At 70.7% G+C, this 21,544-nt stretch carries 18 protein-coding genes; 16 read left to right on the top strand and 2 right to left on the bottom strand.

Annotation, left to right across the window (positions count from 1 at the left end):
• Nucleotides 1–159: 159 nt before the first annotated feature.
• The 4 genes from GTY84_RS32225 (at nt 160) to GTY84_RS32210 (ending at nt 4,673) form a co-directional block, all read left to right on the top strand.
• The gene (locus GTY84_RS32225) at nt 160–324 is read left to right on the top strand and encodes a hypothetical protein (RefSeq protein WP_161229974.1); all 165 of its coding nucleotides are present in this window, start codon (nt 160–162) and stop codon (nt 322–324) included.
• A gap of 43 nt (nt 325–367) precedes the next feature.
• On the top strand, nt 368–1,972 hold the full coding sequence (locus GTY84_RS32220; protein ID WP_161229973.1) for a hypothetical protein: 1,605 nt from the start codon (nt 368–370) through the stop codon (nt 1,970–1,972).
• Entirely contained in the window at nt 1,969–2,793 is an 825-nt protein-coding gene (locus GTY84_RS32215) for a DciA family protein (protein WP_161229972.1), read from the top strand. Before GTY84_RS32220 ends, GTY84_RS32215 begins: the two co-directional genes overlap by 4 nt.
• 245 nt (nt 2,794–3,038) lie before the next feature.
• Nucleotides 3,039–4,673 (top strand): hypothetical protein, encoded by a 1,635-nt coding sequence (locus tag GTY84_RS32210; protein WP_161229971.1) that lies wholly within the window; start codon nt 3,039–3,041, stop codon nt 4,671–4,673.
• Nucleotides 4,674–4,765: 92 nt separating this feature from the next.
• Here GTY84_RS32210 and GTY84_RS32205 read toward each other — a convergent pair whose 3' ends face one another.
• A complete protein-coding gene (locus GTY84_RS32205; protein WP_237532914.1) occupies nt 4,766–5,533 on the bottom strand; it encodes an SLATT domain-containing protein in 768 nt (255 codons plus the stop codon).
• Here GTY84_RS32205 and GTY84_RS32200 point away from each other — a divergent pair.
• Nucleotides 5,472–5,999 (top strand): Tn3 family transposase, encoded by a 528-nt coding sequence (locus GTY84_RS32200; RefSeq protein WP_345943601.1) that lies wholly within the window; start codon nt 5,472–5,474, stop codon nt 5,997–5,999. The two genes, GTY84_RS32205 and GTY84_RS32200, sit on opposite strands and share 62 nt — an antisense overlap.
• Nucleotides 6,000–6,065: 66 nt before the next feature.
• Here the strand turns inward: GTY84_RS32200 and GTY84_RS32195 are convergent, their stop codons facing one another.
• Entirely contained in the window at nt 6,066–6,527 is a 462-nt protein-coding gene (locus GTY84_RS32195) for a MarR family transcriptional regulator (RefSeq protein WP_161229969.1), read from the bottom strand.
• 128 nt (nt 6,528–6,655) lie between these two features.
• Here GTY84_RS32195 and gap point away from each other — a divergent pair, with 128 nt between their 5' ends.
• The 11 genes from gap (at nt 6,656) to GTY84_RS32140 (ending at nt 21,488) form a co-directional block, all read left to right on the top strand.
• Nucleotides 6,656–7,660 carry a type I glyceraldehyde-3-phosphate dehydrogenase gene (gap, locus tag GTY84_RS32190; protein ID WP_161229968.1) on the top strand — a complete coding sequence of 335 codons (1,005 nt, stop codon included), beginning with the start codon at nt 6,656–6,658 and terminating at the stop codon, nt 7,658–7,660.
• A gap of 101 nt (nt 7,661–7,761) precedes the next feature.
• Nucleotides 7,762–9,003, top strand: coding sequence for a pentalenolactone synthase (penM, locus tag GTY84_RS32185; RefSeq protein WP_345943600.1), 1,242 nt, complete (start codon nt 7,762–7,764; stop codon nt 9,001–9,003).
• Nucleotides 9,004–9,083: 80 nt separating this feature from the next.
• Nucleotides 9,084–9,935, top strand: coding sequence for a 1-deoxypentalenic acid 11-beta-hydroxylase (gene ptlH, locus GTY84_RS32180; protein WP_161229966.1), 852 nt, complete (start codon nt 9,084–9,086; stop codon nt 9,933–9,935).
• 57 nt (nt 9,936–9,992) lie between these two features.
• The gene (locus GTY84_RS32175; protein ID WP_161229965.1) at nt 9,993–11,447 is read left to right on the top strand and encodes an MFS transporter; all 1,455 of its coding nucleotides are present in this window, start codon (nt 9,993–9,995) and stop codon (nt 11,445–11,447) included.
• A 100-nt stretch (nt 11,448–11,547) separates the two neighbouring features.
• The gene (gene ptlE, locus GTY84_RS32170) at nt 11,548–14,148 is read left to right on the top strand and encodes a neopentalenolactone/pentalenolactone D synthase (protein WP_161229964.1); all 2,601 of its coding nucleotides are present in this window, start codon (nt 11,548–11,550) and stop codon (nt 14,146–14,148) included.
• A 35-nt stretch (nt 14,149–14,183) separates the two neighbouring features.
• Complete coding sequence (ptlD, locus tag GTY84_RS32165; protein ID WP_161229963.1) at nt 14,184–15,083, top strand: neopentalenolactone/pentalenolactone F synthase; 900 nt, start codon at nt 14,184–14,186, stop codon at nt 15,081–15,083.
• Nucleotides 15,080–16,093 (top strand): polyprenyl synthetase family protein, encoded by a 1,014-nt coding sequence (locus GTY84_RS32160; RefSeq protein WP_161229962.1) that lies wholly within the window; start codon nt 15,080–15,082, stop codon nt 16,091–16,093. Before ptlD ends, GTY84_RS32160 begins: the two co-directional genes overlap by 4 nt.
• A 124-nt stretch (nt 16,094–16,217) precedes the next feature.
• Nucleotides 16,218–17,231: a pentalenene synthase gene (ptlA, locus tag GTY84_RS32155; RefSeq protein WP_161229961.1), complete on the top strand. Its 1,014-nt coding sequence runs from the start codon at nt 16,218–16,220 to the stop codon at nt 17,229–17,231.
• Nucleotides 17,232–17,285: 54 nt separating this feature from the next.
• Entirely contained in the window at nt 17,286–18,671 is a 1,386-nt protein-coding gene (ptlI, locus tag GTY84_RS32150; protein ID WP_161229960.1) for a pentalenene oxygenase, read from the top strand.
• Between the two features lies 1 nt (nt 18,672).
• Nucleotides 18,673–19,671 (top strand): 4-hydroxy-3-methylbut-2-enyl diphosphate reductase, encoded by a 999-nt coding sequence (gene ispH, locus GTY84_RS32145; protein WP_161229959.1) that lies wholly within the window; start codon nt 18,673–18,675, stop codon nt 19,669–19,671.
• A gap of 29 nt (nt 19,672–19,700) precedes the next feature.
• Nucleotides 19,701–21,488: a 1-deoxy-D-xylulose-5-phosphate synthase gene (locus tag GTY84_RS32140; protein ID WP_161229958.1), complete on the top strand. Its 1,788-nt coding sequence runs from the start codon at nt 19,701–19,703 to the stop codon at nt 21,486–21,488.
• Nucleotides 21,489–21,544 lie beyond the last annotated feature (56 nt).

Here is a 21,544-nt window from a genome sequence, read left to right as displayed (position 1 = left end):
CGAGCTACCCCCGCGGATGCGGGGACGACTGCGGGAGGCCCATGACCCCCAAGGGGAATCAGGAGCTACCCCCGCGGATGCGGGGACGACACCTCCTGAGCTGCGGTGATGGCAGCGAGGGTACCTGTTTTCCTTTACCTCGTCCGGGATCTGGGGGTGTTGTCAGTTACCAGGCGCTTGCTGCGCGCCAGGCCGTCGTTCCCCCAGCCGCACCCGGCGGTCGTGGAGGTGGTGGAGCGGCAGGCGCAGGTGCTGCGGGTCCTTTTCCACCAAGTCTTCCTCGAACCGGAGCAGCCCGGCCCCGATCAGGCAGGCTCGCGCTGAACGCCGTCGTCAGGCTGGTGCCTCCCACACGGGGCCCTGCACCGTGCCCGCGCCGAACGAGCCGGGAGCACCAGGGCACATTCCACTGGACGAACTGCTGGTGCTGGAGGCCCGGGAGACCGGTCGGGTGCGGCAGTGCGGCGGGACCATGGACACCAAGCGCGGCCGGGCCGCGGCGACGGTGGCCCGGCTGCTCGGGTGCACGGCGTCGGCGGGCGAGCGGGTGCTGGAGCGTCTGGAGGACGGCAAGCTGGTGCTGCGGGTGCGTCTGAAGACGGGCTCGGGCCTGCGGAACCGGTCGCGGCTGGTGGTGCCGGCGGTCGCCGCCGCGCACGGCCGCACGGTCGCCGACGACGTCCAGGAGGACCGTGCGCAGGTCCCGGAGTCCGAGTTTTCAGACCCCGACGTTGCGGCAAGGGCTGGTGAGGCGCCGGAGACGGAGACGGGACCCCAGGTCAGCGGCGTGCCGGTGACGGATGTGGCGGCTGTTGCAGAGCCCGACGTTGCGGCAGCCCTTCACACTGACCACCCTCACCTGGTTGCTCCCGCCTCTTCACTTGCTCTCTCTGATGGCTTTTCCGGCGAAGGCCGTGGTGGGTCCGGTGATCTGCCGGACCGCGCGTGTCTGCGCGAGGACGGCGGCCCGCTGCGCGGGGAACAGCAGGAGAAGTCCCCGTCGATCAGCAGCGAGCCCGGCCGCGGGCCGGTGGGCAGCGGCCCGGTGCGGGTCGTTGACGGCGTGGGTCAGGGCAGGCAGCAGCGGGGGAGGGTGCCTCTGCCGCCGGAGGATCTGCGGGCCGTCCTGGCCCCGGTCGACCTGGTGTGGGCACGGCTGGACCGTGCGGCCGCCCGCCGCTTGGTGGAGGCCGCCGCCCGCAGTGAGCTCAAGCGGGTGGAGGGCTTCGCGGGCCGCACGGACGCACCGCAGGTGCTCGCCGACCGGCTCGTGCGGCGCCTGGACGAGCAGCTGCGCACCGGCGGCCCGATCACCGACCCGGTGGGCTGGCTGCTGGCCCGGGGCCTGCCCCAGCGTCAGCAGTGCGGCGACGCCCGGTGCGACGACCGGATCCTGCTCGACACCGGCCGGGACTGCCCGCGCTGCGAGGACCGGCAGGCCGACCGCCGCGCCCAGCGCCACGCGGTCGCGGCAGCCGTGGACGCCGCGATGCCCGACGCCTCCGAGGACGAGCGCCGGACAGCCGCCGACCGGCAGCTGCACCAGGACGTGACCGCGCAGGGGTGGGCCCGCGAGCACGAGTGGGAGCAGGTCCGCGCCCGTCAGGCCGCCGCCAAGGCCCACCGCGCCGAAGCCGCGGCCGCGCAGCCGGCCGACAACGTCCCGGCCGCGCCGGTGGCCCCGGTCGCGATGCCCGCGCCGCGCCCTGCCCCCGCCGCCGTCCCCGCCGCGGAGCCGGAGTCCGCCGACATCGACGACCAGGACCTCGTCCTCGAGGACCTGACCCGCGAGCAGGTCCTGGACTGGCGCAACCGCGCCGCCGCCGACCACCAGCTCGTCTTTGACCACATCGACCGGTACGGCGAGCTGTCCGCGCAGCGCCTTTTCACCCGGGCGTTCGTCGCCCAGGTGCAGCGCCTCGCGGGCCTCGGGCACCTGGACCTCGGCTTCTCCACCTGGGGGCAGGCGTGAGCGGCGGCGAGACGTCCGGCGTCGACCTGGCCCGGGTCGCGCTGCGGGCCGCCAGGGAAGCGGCCCGCAAGAACGGCACCGGCCCGAAGGCGAAAGCGAAGCCGCGGATCGTTCGTACGGTGCGCCGCGACGGCCGGGAGCCGATGGGGCTCGGGGCGGCGATCAGCACGCTGGTCACCGAGCGCGCGTGGGAGCTCTCGGCCGCCGGCGCGACGCTGTGCGAGCGGTGGGCGGCCATCGCCCCCGAGCTCGCCGGGCACGTCGCCGCCGTCTCATACGACGCGGACTCCGGCCGGCTCACGGTGTGCCCGGAGTCGCCGGCCTGGGCGACGAAGGCCCGGCTGGAGCAGACCCGCATCATCGCGGCCGCCAACAAGTCGGCGGGCCGCACCGTGGTGCGCGCCCTGCGGATCCTGGCGCCCGGCACGGTGGCGGTGCCCGAGCCGTCCGACGCCGGTCCGGAGCCCGCGACCGCGCCCGCCGGGCCGCCGCGCACGAGGGAGACCGCCTCGGACGGCTACCGCCGCGCCCTCGCCGCGCACCAGGAGGCGGCGCCGCCGTCGCGGGTGGACCCGCACATCGCGGAGGCGGTGGAGCGGCAGACCGCTGCGATGCGGGAGCTGCGCCGCGCGTTTCCCGAGCCCGACGACGTCACCGAAGATGCGCTGGCCCCGATCGAGCAGGCCTGTGCGCGGCGCCGCCGCCAGGCCGCGGCCACCGAGGCCGCCGCCCTGCGCCGGGCCAGGGCAGAACGCGCTGCCAGGGAAGCCGGGATGGCGGCCGCCGTCCCTCAGCCGGCTGCGCTGCGGACCACGGCGTGAACCGGGCATCGGTGAGGAGCGACGGCGTTAGGCCGGACGTGATGCCGACCGCGTCGGCGGCGGCCAGGTCCCGGAGGTCGGCGGCACGGTCGGCGGCGTCGGCCAGGACCGGTTCGGCCTCCTCAACACCGCAGCGGGTTCCGGATTCGAACATGCGCGCCCCCACGTCCTCGTGCGCGCCCCCGTTGTCACTGGTGGCGGGCACAATGCTGTCAAGTCACTCATCTGGACCATCAGGGAGCACGATGGATCGGCGCCTCATCCAGACAGCGGTCTTCGACAGTGCGGACTCCGACGACCCGGCGGTCTGCCCGGAGACCGTGCATGAGCTGGAGGCCTTTCGGATCGAGCACGAGGGCCAGACGATCTGGTGCGGTACGAAGTTCGAAGGCGGCTGCGGACGCCGGCTCACGACCCGGCTGTGCACCGACAAGATCTGCCACTTCGCGCACTACGGCTCCGACGGCTCCGGTGGACCCTGCGGCCGCACCACCAAGGACAAGGACAGTGCCAACCACCTGTTCGCCAAGGCCCATCTGGCAGCGTGGCTGCATGCCCAGGGCCTGACGGCCCGCTTCAGCTATCCCGAACCTCTCGGCTCCGCCGTGATCGCGCACCTCGATGACGGGCGCACCCTGCTGGTCCACCTCGACCGCAACAATCCCGTCGACTGGAACAGCGACGCCTGGGAAGTCATCCTCGGGCCCGGCGTACCCGTCCCCGCGACCATCCTCGAACAGCGCGGATACGTCCAGCGCCTGAGCTTCAAGGACCGGCCCGGAGGCGGACGCTCCATGAAGTTCGGCACCGAACACCCCGGCAAAGGCACTGAGTGGGACACTCCCGACGACGTCACGCTGACGCCGAAAGGCATGAACACCACCACGCGCCCCGACGCGGTCCGCGCGCCACTGAACAGCCGCCCGCCACAGCACACGCCGGGCGCGGCGGGCGTCCGGACAATCGTGACCGTCGACCCGAAGCCCTACGCGGACGGCACCGCCCGCCAGGAGGACGCGGTCAAACTGGCCGTCATGCACATCGACCGGGCCCTGCGCGAGAACCACCGCGTGTACACCGCAGTACAGGCCGTGAAACGGCTCCTGCAGGAGGAGAAGCTCCCGGAGAACATCGCCCGGTTGCGCATGGCCCTCGACCGCGGCGAGAAGCGGCTGGCCCTGGATGCCCAAGAACTTGATGAGGTCCTGCGGCAGCTCCAGCACAACCCCACGGCCCTGCTCCTGGCGAAGGCCGACAAGCTGATGGCGGACGGGAACGTCTCAGATGCTCAGAGGGAGATCCTCCGCCTCGCCAGGCAGCAACACCGCTCCACACAGGCCGAGCGCCAGCGGACCGACGCAGAACGCGCGGCAGCAAAGGAACGCCAGTGGCAGCAGGAACTCCGCAGGCGGCAGGCCGAACGTGCGCGGGCCTACGCGCAGGAAGAGGCCGAACGCCGCGAACAGGCCGCCCGTGCCGAGGAGGAACGGGCCGCCCGTGACCAGGCGGCGCGGTTGCAGGCGGAGAAGGACCACGCTGAGAAGCTCTCCTACCTGGCCCCGTTCGTCCTGGGAGCGCTGAAGAAGGCGGCCAGGGAAGAGCGCTCCGCCACGTGGCAGGAGATCAGGGAACGCACGGGCCAGCGCGAACTGGCCCGTCTCGATCGCCGGGACCGGCTCGCGGTGCTGGAAGCCGTGGAGAAGAACACCAGCCCCGGCGCTCCACTGTGGTCAGCTGTCCTCGCCGCCGCCGGCACTCAGGAAGTCCTGCACCTATACCGCGACCTTGCCGAACGCCTTGAGCGCCACGTACCCGATGACGACACCGAACTCCTCGCCCAGGTCACCGCAGAATGCGCCCTGCTACGCCGCCCTTGGTAGAGCCGACCAGCGCGTCGTTCCGGGCGCGGCAGGACATCCTCAACCGTCACATCGAGGGTCGCGGCCGCCGACGCCGGTAGACGGGCTCGCCGTCAGGCCGCGGGTGGCTGACCAGTGGGCGTGGTCTGATCGGCGGGCTGGTCCAACTGCTGCTGGCGGCGCCGCTGCTCGTTGCGGCGGTCTTCGACCCGCTGGGTGAACAACTTCAGTGCCTGCTGCTCCTGGTCAGCGTCGAAGTCGCTGTAGGGGCCGACGCCAAGAGCAAAGGCGTTGGCCTCCTCCTCGATGGCGTCTGCGGTCTGGAGCAGGAAGTAGCTGCGCTCGCGGTACTTGTAGTAGCCGGTGAAGCCGATGGCGACGATCGTGATGTTCTGCCAGGTGAACTGGTTGCGGGTGTCCAGGGCGGCGACGGTAGTCGTGGACGCAGCCCCGATCATGATGAGGTTCTGCAGCGTGTTGTGGATGAGCCGGTACTTGCGGCTGTCCGTCCGGTGCTGCTCGATCACCCCGGCCACGTCCTCGCGGTAGAGGCTGCGCCGCTCCTTCAGCGTCGGGTGGATGAGCGCGCTGAGGAACCGGAGGGCCTCACGCTTCGTCGCGAGCACGTCCTCCAACTTGGCCAGGCTCAGCTGGCCGCGGGGAGGCGCGGCGACCCAGGCGGCCACGCCGGAGACCAGCGCCAGCGCTGCGCAGATGATGTCCGCCTGGAGGAACCGGGAGGGTGATCCCCAGGTCAGCACGGTCCATAACAGGCCCGTCAGGACCGTACCGCCAGCCACGGTCAGGGCTGCGCCCATCGTGCGGACCCTCCTCCTTCGCCGTGCCAGGTCCCGCTCGGTCTGCTTCACGTCGTGCCTCAACTTGCGCAGCGAGGCGTGTTCGTCGGCCCAGATCTACCAGGCATTCCGGGAAGTCGGACGCGCTGTGCGTACAGCCGTGCTCCTTCGCTACTTGTCCGACCCCGCGCTGCGTGAGCAGATCCAGCGGGCGACCAACAAGGCCGAGGCATACAACGGGTTCACCAAGTGGCTCCACTTCGGCAACGCCGGCTGGCTGAACAGCCGCGACCCGGAACTGCAGGACAGGGCAGTGAAGTTCCTCGACCTTGTCGCCGCGAGCGTGATCTTCTCGACCACCATCGACATGACCAAGACCCTCCGTCAGATGGCCCACGAGGGCTGGCCCCTCCGTGCGAGCGATCTGGCGGTCCTCAGCCCCTACCGGCGCGAGAACGTGCTCCGCTTCGGCGACTACACCACCGACGGACTCCACATTCCCCCACCCGCCTACAACCCGGCCCTCCACGCCACCACCGAGCGGCCGTGACATTGTCTCGTCGTCGGTCCGTGGAGTGGCCGGCACGTTCGAACAATGGATGAACAGGATTGGGCCCTACCGTCCGGCTTCGGCCCCGAGTTCCGCTAGGCGGGTCAGGGCGGGCAGAGCCGCGGCAATGGCCTCTCGTTCCGCGGGCGTCAGCTGGGCGATCAGCGGGGTCAGGTGACGGCCCCGGTCCTCGTGCCGGGTCTGGCCGATCTTTCGGCCGCTGTCGGTGATGTAGACGATGGCGGCGCGTCCGTCCGTCGGGTCGGGGCGGCGTTCCACGAGACCGTCGCGTTCGAGCCGGGTGATCAGTTGGGTGAGTCCCGGCTGGCTGATCTGCTCGGTCTTGATGAGTTCGGTCAGCCGCTTCGGACCGCTGAAGGCCAGGGTGTCCAGCACGGACAGTGTCGTGAACGACAGTTTCTGGACCGCCGGAAGCCGGATGTAGTAGCGGTTGAAGTTCTCAATCGCCCTGATGAGGGCACCTACATCCAAGTCTGTCTTGGTGTCGGCACGCTGCGTAGAAATCATCCTGGAAATATATCGCAGACTTATATAATGTCGTTTGACGCCGTGGTCCGGGCGCACGGTCTGCGGCATGCCCTGGCGCAACGGCGCGTCAATGAACTGGTAGAGCGCTAGGTGAGGAACTCACACCCATGACTGTGCGAATCGGCATCAATGGCTTCGGGCGCATCGGCCGAAACGTCTTCCGTGCGGCGGCGGCGCGGCCTTCGGAGCTGGAGATCGTCGCCGTCAACGACCTGGGTGACGTGCCCACGATGGCCCACCTGCTCGCCTACGACTCGGTCCTGGGGCGCTTCCCGGAGCAGATCACCCCCGAGCCGGGCGCGATCCGCGTGGGTAACCAGATGATCAAGGTCCTCGCCGAGCGTGACCCCGGCGCCCTGCCCTGGGGCGACCTGGGAGTGGACATCGTGATCGAGTCCACCGGCATCTTCACCGAGGCCGCGAAGGCGCGCTCACACACCGAAGGCGGCGCGAAGAAGGTCATCATCGCCGCTCCGGCCAGCGGCGAGGACATCACGCTGGTGATGGGTGTCAACGAAGACGCCTACGATCCAGAGCGCCACACCATCATCTCCAACGCATCCTGCACTACCAACTGTCTCGCCGTCCTGGCCAAGGTGCTTCACGACGCCATCGGCATCGACACCGGCATGATGACCACGGTCCACGCCTACACGCAGGACCAGAACCTTCAGGACGCCCCCCACAAGGACCTGCGCCGGGCCAGGGCCGCGGCCCTGAACATCATCCCCACCTCCAGCGGCGCCGCCAAGGCCATCGGCCTCGTCCTGCCGGAACTCGCCGGCCGGCTGGACGCCTTCGCCCTGCGGGTGCCCGTCCCCACCGGCTCGGTCACCGACCTCACGGTCACCACACTCCGTCGCATCACGGTGGACGAGGTGAAGGAGGCATACGCGGCGGCGGCCTCGGGACCGTACAAGGGACTGCTGTCCTACACGGACGCACCCCTGGTCAGCACCGACATCGTGGGCGACCCGGCCTCCTGTGTCTTCGACGCCGGGCTCACCCGGGTGTCCGGCCCGCAGGTCAAGGTCGTCGGCTGGTACGACAACGAGTGGGGCTACTCCAACCGCCTCATCGACCTGGCAGCGCTCGTCGGGTCGTCTCTGTAGCCTCTCGCCGGCCCGGCGCCCGCACCGCCCCCCGCACAGCAGCAGCGGCGTCCGCACCGCTGCGCCACGTTCGACGCCATCGACGCCGTCGCCGTGTCCGGATGCCTGACGAATCCCCACGTTCGACGTCACGAGGGCAGAACCAGATGAATGAACTTCCCAAGCTCCCGTTCGACAATCCAGCTGTCATGGGCATAGCACCCCAGATGCGCACGCTCCAGAAGGAGGGGCCGATCGCCAGGGTGCGGACCGCCGGTGAGGACGCCTGGCTGGTCACCCGCTACGACGAGGTGCGCAAACTGCTCGCCGACCGCCGGCTCGGTCTCAGCGACCCCAAGCCGGAGCGGGCGGCCAAGAACACGGCCAGGCTCACCATGATGGCGCTGATGGCCGGGGACGACTACGACACCGAGGCCACCGAGCATCCGCTGATGCGCGAACTGCTCGTGCCCCGGTTCTCCACGCGCCGGATGCGACTGATGAAGTCCCGGATCGAGAGCCACGTGGACGAACTGCTCGACCAGCTGGCCGGCAGCGCACCGCCGGTCGACCTGCATCGCGCGCTGTCCTTTCCGCTGCCGACCATGGTGGTCTGCGATCTGCTCGGCGTGCCGCTCGCCGACCAGGAGCGGATCGGACTGTGGGCGAGAGGCACGTTCGACCAGAGCGACAGCGAGCACTCGGTGAACACCTTCCAGCAGGTCGTCGACTACATCACGGAACTGGTGATACGCAAGCGGACCGATCCGGGCGACGACATCCTGTCCGAGCTGATCGCCCAGAAGGGCGGCTCGCTGTCCGACGAGTACATCGCCCGACTGGGGTGCGCCGTGCTCCTGTTCGGCTACGAGACCACCATCGTGCGCATCGACATGGGCGTCCTGCTGATGCTGCGCAATCCGGACCAGCGTGCCCAGCTGGCCAAGAACCCCGGACTCGCGCCGGCCGCGGTCGAGGAGATCCTGCGCCTGGCCGTCGGCGGCAAGGGTTCGAACGCCCTGATACCCCGCTACGCGCACAGCGACATCACCGTCGGCGGGACGTCGATCCGGGCCGGGGACGCGGTGCTGCTGGCCATCGGCGCGGCCAACATCGACAGCCGGGCGTACCCCGACAGCGACCTCCTCGACCTGACCCGGGTCAAGCCCAGGACGCACATGGCGTTCGGGCACGGCACCCGGCACTGCATCGGCCGCGTGCTGGCCCGGATCGAGCTGACCGCGGTGTTCGAGCGGCTGTTCCGCAGACTGCCCGACCTCCAGCTCGCGGTACCCGAGGAGTCGCTGCGCTGGCAGGAGCACCGGATCACCGGCGGGTTCGACGAAATCCCCGTCACCTTCTGAGCGGCACCGCACGAGCGGCACCTTATCCGTTGTTTGACGTTCCTCCCCCACGCACACAGACGCCACGAGGACACAGAACCATGACGGACACTTTCAGCGACTATGTCGACTGCACCCCCCTACTCGACGACCGTGAGGCCCTGGAGCGGTTCTACGACGAGCACGGCTACGTCTACCTCCGCGGAGTCCTGGACCGTGACCTCGTGCGGACCGCCGCCGAGCAGATGCTCGCGGGCCTGATCGCACTCGGCCACGCCGCCCCCGGCACCACGCTCGACACCCTCAGCATCGAGTCCTTCGAAGCCGTCGACGAGGTGGCGATGCACGACTACGTCAAGTACGACGACCTGTGGAACCACCCCTCCACCCTCAAGGTCTGGGAGCAGGTCTTCGGCGAGCCCGTCTTCGTCTTCAAGTCGACGACGATCCGCTACTACCCCTCCGCCGCGGGCTCCGCGGAGCCGAGCTTCCTGACACCGCTGCACCAGGACGGCTTCTACATAGGACCGAACAAAGACTTCCGCACGGCCTGGCTGCCCCTACTCCCGACGACCCGCGACATAGGCGGTGTCGCCGTCGCCGACGGCAGCCACAAGAAAGGCCCCCGCGAGCACGTCGTCACCGAGAACTTCCGCCGCTTCGGGCACGCCGTGCGCGGAATCCCGGCGGAGGAGTTCGGAGCGGACGAGGAACTGCTGTTCTCGCCCATGGAACCGGGCGACGTGATCATCTTCCACGCCTTCATGTGCCACAAGTCCATCCCGAACGTCTCGGTGAACCCGGCCGGTATGCGGATGTCGATGGACACCCGCCTTCAGCCCGCCTCCTCGCCCCGCGGGTTCAACTCCCTAACCCCCTGGCCGGAGTCCGCGAAGGACGCCTCCAAGGGAATCCTGTCGAAGATCACCGGAACCCCCACCGTCACCGAGTGACACTGCCGTCCCGCATCCGCCCCAACCGTCCCCCCACGAACGCCTGGTAGGCAGCGCATGACGATACGCGAGGGCCTCCCCCCTCTGAAAGCGCCCAGCGCGACACCCGAACCCTCGGCCGGCCCGGAACCGGCCGCCGCGGGGCTCACCGGCATCGCCCTGCTGGTGGTGCTCACCGGATACGTCCTGTCCATCGTGGACGCCTCCATCGTCAATGTGGCGCTGAACTCGATCAGTGACGACCTCCACGGCGGCCCCGCCGCACTGGAGTTGGTGGTCTCCGGCTACGGCCTCACCTACGCCCTCGGCCTGGTACTGGGCGGGCGGCTGGGCGACGCCTTCGGCAGGCGGCGCCTGTACGCCTACGGGCTCGCGGCGTTCATCGTCACCTCGGCGATGTGCGGACTCGCCCCGACCATCGAGTTCCTCGTCGTGTCCCGGCTGTTGCAGGGCGCCGCCGCGGCCATGCTCGTCCCGCAGGTGTTGGCGACGATCCAGGCGGTCACCGCGGGCCAGGCGCGCGCCCGTGCGATCGGCATGTACGGCGCGACCGCAGGCGTCGGCATGGTCATCGGGCAGATCCTGGGCGGGCTGCTGGTCTCGCTGGACGTCGCCGGGATCGGCTGGCGGATGGTCTTCGTGATCAACGTGCCGATCGGAGCGGCCGCGTTGCTGGCGATCCGGCGCGTCCCCCCGACCAAGGCCGACGTGAAACCGGGCTTCGACCCGCTGGGCACCTTGCTGTTCGGCGTCACCATGGTCTGCGTCCTGGCCGTGGTCGTGGCGGGCCCCGACCTGGGCTGGCCGCTGTGGCTGTGGTCGTTGCTCGTTCTCGCCGCGCTGGGGACGCTCGCGCTGACGCGGGTCGAACGCCGTCTGGAGGCGCGGGACGGCTCACCGCTGCTGTCCCCGTCGGTGCTGTCCCATCAGGGAATGCGTAGAGGGCTGGCGGCGATGGTGCCGTTCTCGGCCGGCTTCGGCGCCTTCCTGTTCGTCTACGCGCTGATCGCCCAGGGCCACTTCGGCTTCGACGGGCTCGCCTCCGGCGCGGCGATGTCGCCGTTCGCCGTGGCGTTCTTCGTGGTGGCACGGTTCACCCCGAGGATCGCGGCGGCCCTGGGCGGCCGGATCGTCACCCTGGGCACCGTCGTGCAGGGCGCGAGCCTGCTGCTGCTGGCGCTGGTGCTCCGGCTGGGCTGGCCGCACCCCTCCCTGGTACTCGTGCTCGTCGGGATCGGCCTCTTCGGCGCGGGCGCCGCGCTGATCGGCCCGACGCTGTTCCGGATGATCCTCGCCGACGTACCCTCCGCGCAGGCCGGCATGGGCAGCGGTGTGCTGGTGACCAGCCAGCAGATGGCGACCGCGCTGGGCGCGACCGTCGGCGGAACTCTCTACATCTCCCTGGCCGGCTCGCTGTCGACGGTGTCGGCGGCCGTGCTCGTTCTCGCCCTGTTGGGGTGCTTCTCGGTGATCGTTCTCGTGATCAGCCTGAAGCTCCCCGACCCCAGCTGACATCCGCGCCCCTCGAACGGCGCGATCTGTTCCAGTCCTTCTCGTCGGCAGCGGCACGCCGTCCTTCGGCGTACCCGCGCGCAGAAGCGGAGACAGCCAAGTGCAATCGCAGACAAGGGCAGCCGTGGTGACCGGTGCGGCCAGCGGCATCGGCCTCGCCCTCAGCGCCCGCTTCGCACGGGCCGGCGCCGCCGTCGTCATGGCGGACATCGAAGGCGACGCACTGCACCGCCGCGCCGCCGAACTCACCGCCCAGGGCGGCCAGGTCACCGCCGTGACCGCCGACCTGACCGACCCGGACGCCGTGGAAGGGCTGGCGGACACGGCGTTCGGCCTGCTCGGCGACATCGACGTGGTGTGCAACAACGCGGGAGTCCTCGGGCCCGTCGGACAGCCCCTGTGGGAGGTGCCGCTGGAGCGGATGCGGCAGGTCTTCGAGGTGAACCACTGGGCGCACGTCCTGGTGGCCCGCGCCTTCGTCCCCCGGCTGCTGGAGCGCGGCCGGCCCGCCGATCTGATCCACACCGCTTCGATGTCCGCCTTCGTCGTCGGCGCGGGCAGCGCCGCCTACGCCGCCTCCAAGCACGCCGACCTCGCGGTCGCCCGCAGTCTGCGCGCCGATCTGCGGGGCACCGCGATCCGGGTGTCGGTGCTGTGCCCCGGCCGGGTCGACACCCCCATGGTCCACGGACTGACGGCCCCGCGCGGCGCCGGCGGCGACACCTCGGTGAGCGCCGAGGACGTCGCCGGACTCGTGTGGGAGTCCCTCGGCTCCGGCCGCTTCTACCTCTTCAGCAACTCCGACGCCCCGCTGCGGCTACGCGATCAGTTCGACGACGTATGGCGTCAAGTCTCCCTTCCGCCCCCTTCCCCCGAGGAGGAGCCTGTGGCACGAACCGAAAGCGACGACCATAGTGATGAAACACTGACCATCGACCTGGAAGCGGTGCGGGAGAAATACCGGCAGGAACGCGACAAGCGCAGCGTCGGCCGCACCTACCAGTTCGCGCGCGGTGACTTCAGCCGCTACGCGCAAGACCCCTACACCGCATGGCAGGAGCGCGAGCCGTACACCGACGAGGTGGACGTCGCGGTCGTCGGCGCCGGCATCGGCGGCCTGCTGGCCGGCGCGCATCTGCGCGAGGAGACCGGCCTGGAGCGCATCCGGCTGATCGACGAGGCCGGCGACGTCGGCGGCACCTGGTACTGGAACCGCTTCCCCGGCGTCCGCTGCGACGTCGAGAGCTACATCTACATGCCGCTGCTCGAAGAGACCGGCACGATACCCACCGAGAAGTACTCGACCGGGCCCGAGATCTTCGCCCATCTCCAGAAGATCGCCCACCAGTACGACCTCTACCGCGACGCCCTCTTCCAGACCACCGTCACCGAGCTGCGCTGGGACGAGGCCGCCGGGACGTGGCTGGTTAGCACCGACCGCGGCGATCTGATCCGGGCCCGGTACGTGGCCATGTCGATCGGCTTGATGCACCGCCCCAAACTCCCCGGGCTGCCGGGCTTGGAGACGTTCGCCGGGCACTCCTTCCACACCAGCCGCTGGGACTTCGACTACACCGGCGGCGACGCCACCGGCGGCCTGACCAAGCTGAAGGACAAGAAGGTCGGCGTCATCGGCACCGGCTCCACAACCATCCAGCTCGCCCCGCACCTCGCCGAGTGGGCCGAGCAGCTCGTCCTCTTCCAGCGCACCCCGGCCGCGGTCGACGTCCGCGGCAACCGGCCCACCCCGTCCGACTGGGCGGACAGCCTCGAAGAGGGCTGGCAGCCGCGCCGGATGGAGAACTTCCACGCGCTGACCTCCGGTGTCCCGCAGGACGAGGACCTGGTCCAGGACCGCTGGACCCAGACCACCGCCAAGCTGGCCGCCGCGATCCTGCCCACCGGCGACAACGGCGGCGATCCGCGGGAACGGGCGCTCGCGGCCGAGCGGGCGGACTTCCTCAAGATGGAGGAACTGCGCGCCCGCATCGACAGCGTCGTCACCGACCCCGCGACCGCCGCCGCACTCAAGCCGTACTACCGCGTGTACTGCAAGCGGCCCTGCTTCCACGACGGCTACCTCCAGATCTTCAACCGGCCCAACGTGACCCTGGTCGACACACAGGGGCAGGGCGTGGAGCGGCTCACCCCGGCCGGGGTGGTCGCCAACGGCCAGGAGTACCCGGTCGACTGCCTGGTCTTCGCCACCGGCTACGAGCACGAGTTCGCCGTCCCGTACATCGACCGCGCCGGCTACGACATCGTCGGCCGCGACGGCGCGAGGCTGTCGCAGAAGTGGGCGGACGGGGCGCGCACCCTGCACGGACTCCAGGTGAATGGTTTCCCCAACTGTTTCATCCTGTCCAAGATCCAGGCCGGCCGGCACGTCAACATCGCCTACATGCTGAGCGAGCAGACCCGGCACCTCGCGCACATCGTCAAGTGCGTCGAGGAGCGCGGTCACCGGGTCGTGGAGGCGTCCGAGGCCGGCGAGAAGGAATGGGTCGAGGAGATCCTCCGGCTCGCCGCCAACGATCTCGGCTTCCTGGAGAACTGCACGCCCGGCCTCTACAACAACGAGGGCAACCCGAGCGGAATGCCGCTGCTCAACTCCAGCTACGGCGGCGGCTCGGTGGAGTTCGTGAACATTCTCCGGCGCTGGCGCGAGGCGGGCGACCTCGCCGGCCTCGAACTGCGCTGACCACCCCCACCCCTCTGTGAAAGGCGGCAACGCCCATGGACGTAACGCCGATACCCGGCGCCGCTCTCGGCGCCGTCGTGCACGGCGCCCAGGTCACCGGTGACATGGACAAGGCCCAGTACGACGAGATCTGGGCGGCGCTCGACACACGTCTCGTCCTCGTCTTCCGCGGCCACGAGACCCCCACCGACGAGGAGTTCCTGGCCTTCGGCCGCCGCTTCGGGTACATCCCGAAGACCGGTCTGACCAGCGGCGCCCACCCCGACCACAACGAGATCCTGATCGTCTCCAACCTGGAGGAGGACGGCCGCAAGATCGGCGTCGGCGACGCCGGATGGATGGGCTGGCACACCGACTACTCCTTCCGCCCCCGCGTCGCCCAGGTCGGCTTCCTGGAGGCCGTGGAAGTGCCGTCCTCCGGCGGCGGGGAGACGCTCTTCACCGACATGTACTCCCTGTACGAGTCGCTGTCGTCCGAGGAGCGCCGACTCCTGCACACCTACCGGGTCCGGCACGCCCTGCGCACCGGGTACGAGGAGACCATCGAGGAGGAACTCCAGGGCGAGGTGTCCCTCGACGAGAGCACCGCGCAGATCCAGCCCGAGGACGGCACCTCCACCATCCACCCCCTCATCGCCCGCAACCCGCGCACCGGCCGCCAGTCGGTCTACATCAGCACCCTCAACACCAAGCGGATCGTGGACCTCGCCCCCGACGCCAGCCGCAAGCTGCTCGACGAACTGCTGACGCACGCGGGCAAACCCCGGTACACCTACGCGCACACCTGGCAGCCCGGGGACATCGTCATGTGGGACCAGCTCGGCACCATCCACGCCAAGCAGGCGTTCGACCCGGCCGAACGGCGCATCATGCGCCAGGTCGTCAGCATCTTCGACGACCCCACCGGCCCCTGGCGCGCGGAGGCCGCCGCATGAGAACCGCCCCCGCCTGCCTCACCCACAGCCGGGTCACGATCACCCCGGCACTGCGCGCCGCCGTCGACCGGCTCGACCACCGCTCACGTCACCAGGCGGCCTATCACCTGGGCTGGATCACCGCCGGCGGCGCACCCACCAACGCCGACGCCGGCAAGGCCGTACGGCCCGCACTCGCGCTGCTGTCGGCCGAGGCGGTCGGCGCACCGCCGGAGGTCGGCCTGCCAGGCGCCGTCGCCGTGGAACTTGTGCACAACTTCTCCCTGGTGCACGACGATCTGATGGACGGCGACGAGGAGCGCCGCCACCGGCGCACGGTGTGGAAGCTGTGGGGCCCCTCCAGCGCCATCCTGACCGGTGACGCGATGCTGGCGCTCGCCCAGGAGGTGCTGCTGGACACCGGGCTGCCCACGGCGGCGCCGGCCGCCCGGCTGCTGACACGCGCCACCCGGCATTTGATCCGCGGCCAGGTCCAGGACCTGTCCTTCGAAAAGCGCCCGCACGTCACCGTCGAGGAGTGCGTCGACATGGCCGCCGGCAAGACCGGCGCGCTGCTGTCGGCGAGCGCCGCGATCGGCGCCGTCCTCGCCGGGGCACCGGAGGCGACGGTGGACGCGCTGGCGCTCTACGGCGACCAGGTCGGCGTCGCCTTCCAGCTCATCGACGACGTTCTCGGCATCTGGGGCGACCCCGCCGTCACCGGCAAGTCGGTCCACTCCGACCTGCGCTCCCGCAAGAAGTCCCTGCCGGTCAGCCACGTACTGAACCAGGACGGCCCGCTCAGCGACGAACTCGCCGCCTGGCTCACCACCCCCGGCGAACCCGATGAGGAGGAACTGCGGCGCGTGGCCGGGCTGATCGAGGGCGCCGGCGGCCGCGACTGGGCGCTGGCCGAGGCCGCCCGGCGCATGGCGCTGGCCGAGGACGCCCTGCGCGGTGTCGACCTAGACGCCGGCGCGCGGGACGAACTCCTCACGCTCGGTCGGTTCGTCGTCGACCGCCAGGTCTGAGGCCGGGCCGGCCCCCGTACCCGTACACCCCTCTCCAGCTTCCGACGCTCCGACCGGCACAGCACCCCGCCAGGGCACAACCTGCCCGCCGCATCTCCCTGACCCCACCCCCAAGGATTCCCTCATGCCCCAGGATGTCGACTTCCACATACCCCTGCCGGGCCGGCAGAGCCCGGACCACGCCCGCGCCGACGCCGAGCAGCTCGTCTGGCCGCGCTCGCTCGGCCTGATCAACTCCGAGGCGGCGGCCGAACGTCATCTGCGCGGCGGCTACGCCGACCTGGCCTCCCGCTTCTACCCCCACGCCACCGGCGCCGACCTGGACCTGGGCGTGGACCTGATGTCTTGGTTCTTCCTCTTCGACGACCTATTCGACGGGCCGCGCGGCGAGAACCCGGAAGACACCAAAGAGCTCACCGACGCGGTCGCGGCAGCACTGGACGACCCCCTCCCCGACACCGCGCCCCCCATCGCCCACGGCTTCGCCGACCTCTGGCGGCGTACCCGCGAGGGCATGACACCCGCCTGGTGCGCGCGCAGCGCCCGGCACTGGCGCAGCTATTTCGACGGCTACGTCGACGAGGCGGAGAGCCGGTTCTGGAATACGCCGTACAACTCCGCCGCCCAGTACCTGGCCGTACGCCGGCAGACCATCGGGGTGCAGCCCACGGTCGACCTCGCCGAGCGCGCGGGCCGCTTCGAGGTGCCGCACCGGGTCTTCGACAGCGCCGTGCTCTCCGCGATGCTCCAGATCGCCGTCGACGTCAACCTGCTGCTCAACGACATCGCCTCGCTGGAGAAGGAGGAGGCCCGCGGCGAGCAGAACAATATGGTCATGATCCTGCGCCGGGAACACGGCTGGGCCAGGGACCGCAGCGTCTCCCACATCCAGAGCGAGGTACGCGCCCGCCTGGAGCAGTACCTCCTGCTGGAGTCCTGCCTGCCGCAGGTCGCCGACATCTACCGGCTCGACGAGGCCGAGCGCGAGGGCCTGGAGCGCTACCGCAACGACGCCGTGCGCACCGTGATCCGCGGCTCCTACGACTGGCACCGCTCCTCGGGCCGCTACGACGCCGAGTTCGCGCTCGCCGCGGGTGCCCAGGGCTACCTGGAGGAGCTCGGCAGCCCCGCCCGCTAGCAGTTGCCCACCAGCACCGCACCAGACCAGCAGAGACGGGAAGTTGAGAATCGAATGACGGAGCAGACCACCTTCTCGGCGGGAGCGGCGCCCGGGGCGCTCCCCGTCGTGGGACACGCCTTGCAGATGATGCGCCACCCCGTGAACTTCATGACCTCGCTGTCGGCCCACGGCGACCTGGTCGAGATCAAGATCGGCCCCACCACGGCCTACGTCCCGACCCACCCCGAACTGCTGCGGCAGGTCCTGACCAACGACCGCGTCTTCGACAAGGGCGGCATCTTCTACGACCGCGCCCGTGACATCGCCGGCAACGGCCTGGTCACCTGCCCGTTCGCCGACCACCGCCGCCAGCGCCGGCTGATGCAGTCGGCGTTCACCCGCGGCCAGCTCAAGCGGTACGCCGAGGCCATGCACGCCGAGATCGAGGACACGGCGTCGCGCTGGGAGGACGGCATGGTCGTCGACGCCTTCCAGGAGATGTACGGCATGGCCCTGCGCACGGTCGGCCGCACCCTCTACTCCACCCCCGTCAGCCCCGAGCTGGCCGCGAAGGTGGAACGTTCCTTCGACGTCGTCCTCAACGGCCTGTTCCGGCAGATGTTCCTGCCCGCCTCGATCCGCCGGCTGCCCCTGCCGTCCCAGCGCCGCTACAAGAGCAACCTGGACTTCCTGCACGAGACCACCCAGCACCTCATCGACGACTACCGCAGCTCCGACACCGAGCGTGACGACCTGCTCGCCGCCCTGCTCGCCTCCCGCGACGACGACGGCGGCCGGCTCGGCGACAAGGAGATCCACGACCAGGTCATCACCGTCATGGCGGCCGGCACCGAGACCGTCGCCGGCACCCTCACCTGGGTCTTCTACCTCCTCTCCCAGCACCCGGAGATCGAGGCCGCGCTCTACGACGAGATCGACACCGTCCTCGACGGCCGCGCCCCGCAGTGGGACGACCTGCCGAACCTCTCCCTCGCCGACCGGATCATCTCCGAGACGCTGCGACTGCACCCGCCAGCCTGGCTGTTCACCCGCCTCACCGCCGCCCCGACCGAACTCGCGGGCCGGCAGCTGCCCACCGGCTCCACCGTCGTCTTCAGCCCCGCCGCGGTCGCCCAGTACGAGGAAGCCTTCGCCGACCCCAAGAAGTTCGACCCCGACCGCTGGCTCCCGGACCGGATCGCGCCGGCCTCCCGCCACGCCTACGTGCCGTTCGGCACCGGCGCCCGCAAGTGCATCGGCGACCTCTACGCACGCACCGAGGCCATCCTGGGGCTCGCCACCATCCTCGGCCGCTGGCGGGTGACCTGCGAGCCCGGCATGGACATCCGCCCGGTCCCGCTGGCCACCGTCTACCACCCGCGCCGGCTGCGCCTGAGGCTGGACGCCCGCACCCCGCGCCGGACGGCCGCCGCCGTCCCCGTGCCGGGGGTGGTGTGACGTGAGAGAGGGAAACGTCGTCCTGGCCCAGCCTCGCGGCTTCTGCGCGGGCGTAAGGCGCGCCATCGGCATCGTCGAGCGGGCGCTGGACCTGCACGGGGCGCCCGTGTACGTACGCAAGGAGATCGTGCACAACCACTACATCGTCTCCGAGCTGGAGAAACGCGGCGCGGTCTTCGTCGACAGCGAGGAGGAGGTACCGCAGGGCGCGGTCTGCGTGTTCTCCGCGCACGGCGTCTCCCCCGGAGTGCGCTCCGCCGCCGCCAGCCGACAGCTCGAAGTCATCGACGCCACCTGCCCGCTGGTCTCCAAGGTCCACCAGGAAGCGGTGCGCTTCGCCCGCGACGGCCGCACCATCCTCCTCGTCGGGCACGAGGGCCACGAGGAGGTCGAGGGCGTCCTCGGGGAGGCCCCCGACCGGATCGTCGTCATCGAGACCGAGGACGACGTACAGCGCCTCGGCCTGCCCAACGACACCCCGGTCGCCGTCCTCACCCAGACCACCCTCTCGTTCGACGAGACCGAGCGCGTGGTCGAGGCCCTGCGCGCCCGCTTCACCGACCTGATCACCCCCGGGGACGACATCTGCTACGCCAGCCAGAACCGGCAGAACGCCGTCAAGGACCTCGCCCGCGACAACGAGCTGGTCCTGATCGTCGGCTCCGGCAACTCCAGCAACTCGCTGCGCATGGTCGAGGTGGCCCGCGACCACGGCGCCGCCGCCCATCTGGTGCCCGACGAACAGCACCTTGAGGCGGCCTGGCTGAAGGGCGTCTCGTCGGTCGGCATCAGCGCCGGGGCCAGCGCCCCGGAGATCCTCGTCGACGGGCTCGTCGCCCGGCTCGCCGAACTCGGCCTCGACCACGTCGAGCTCCAGCGGGGCATCGCCGAGGACGTCGTGTTCTCCATGCCCGGCCGGCTGGCCGACCCGCTCACCGGCCGCGTCCCGCAGACACCGCTGGCCGGCGAGGTCTCGCCCGCACCCGGTGGGGCGCGATGAATCCGCCACGGGAGAAAGAGGGGTGCGCCATGCCACACCTGGAGGACATCCGGGGGCCGGAGGACCTGCGTGCCCTGTCCCCGCACGCGGCCCGGGAACTGGCCCCGCAGATCCGGCGGCTGCTGGTGGACACCTGCGCCGTCAACGGCGGCCACCTCGGCCCCAACCTCGGGGTCGTCGAACTGTCCATCGCCCTGCACCGCGTCTTCGACTCCCCCCGGGACAAGATCCTGTGGGACACCGGCCACCAGGCTTACGTCCACAAGATCCTCACCGGCCGCACCGAAGCCCTCGCCACGCTCCGCCGGACCGGCGGGATGTCGGGGTATCCCAGCCGTGCCGAGTCCGAGCACGACGTCATCGAGAACTCCCACGCCTCGACCTCCCTGTCCTGGGCGGACGGCCTCGCCCGCGCCAACGCCCTGCTCGGACAGAGCGACCGCGCCGTGGTCGCCGTGCTCGGCGACGGCGCACTCACCGGGGGCATGGCCTGGGAAGCCCTCAACAACATCGCGGCCGCCCCCGAACGCCCCGTCGTCGTGGTCCTCAACGACAACGGCCGCTCCTACGCCCCCACCATCGGCGCCGTCGCCGCGCACCTCGCCGACCTGCGCGCGGGCGATGCCCCGCAAGCCTTCTTCGAGAACCTGGGTCTCGCCTACCTCGGCCCGGTGGACGGCCATGACATCGAGGCCGTGGAGACGGCGCTGCGCGAGGCCGTCGCCCTGCGCAGGCCCGTGGTGGTGCACTGCGTCACTGAGAAGGGCCGCGGCCACCTCCCCGCCGAACAGGACGACACGGACCGCTTCCACGCCGTGCGCGCCGCCTCCGCCCAGAAACCGGGGGGCGCACCGAGCTGGACGTCCGTATTCGGCAGCGAGCTGGCCGACCTCGCCGCCGACCGGCCGGACGTGGTCGCCATCACCGCGGCCATGCTCGACCCCACCGGGCTCAGCGAGTTCGCCCGCCGCCACCCCGAGCGCGTCATCGACGTCGGCATCGCCGAACAACACGCCGTAACCGCCGCCGCCGGACTGGCCCTCGGCGGGATGCACCCGGTCGTCGCCCTGTACGCCACCTTCCTCAACCGGGCCTTCGACCAGCTTCTGATGGACGTGGCCCTGCACCGCGCCCCGGTGACCTTCGTCTTGGACCGGGCCGGCGTGACCGGCGACGACGGCCCCTCGCACAACGGCATGTGGGACCTGTCGCTGCTGAACCTGGTGCCCGGCCTGCGGCTGGCCGCCCCACGCGACGCCGCCACCCTGCGCCGAGTCCTGCGGGAGGCCGTGGCCTGCGACGACGGCCCCACAGCCCTGCGCTTCCCCAAGGGCTCCAGCGGAGCGGACATCCCGGCCGTGGACGTCTGTGCCGGGCTCGACGTCCTGCACCGCGGCGAGCGTCCCGACATCCTCCTGATCTCCGTCGGCGCCATGGCTGCCACCTGCCTCGACGTCGCGGAACGGCTGGCCGAGCGGGGCGTCGGCGTCACGGTCGTGGACCCCCGCTGGATCAAGCCGGTGCCACCCGAGCTGACCGGGCTCGCCCTCGACCATCTGCTGGTCGCCACGGTCGAGGACAGCGGCCGGGCCGGCGGGGTCGGGGCGCACGTCGGCCAGGCGCTCAGCGACGCCAGATCGGGAGTGCCGGTGCACGTCTTCGGCATCCCGCAGCGCTTCCTCGACCACGGCTCACGCTCCGACGTCCTGGAGGCCAGCGGCCTCACGCCCCGCCATCTCACCCACGCTCTGCTGGAGGCCCTGCCCCCCGGATGGCAGGCCCCACAGCAGGCCACCGCCGAACTCGGCGTCGGCTGACACCGCGCACCCCGAGGGGCGGTCGACGTCCACCCGCACGGCGACGCCCCCGCCGA

The sequence above is a fragment of the Streptomyces sp. SID8352 genome (assembly GCF_009862265.1).
Taxonomy (GTDB): Bacteria; Actinomycetota; Actinomycetes; order Streptomycetales; family Streptomycetaceae; genus Streptomyces.
This window is presented reverse-complemented; position numbering and strand designations above follow the sequence as displayed.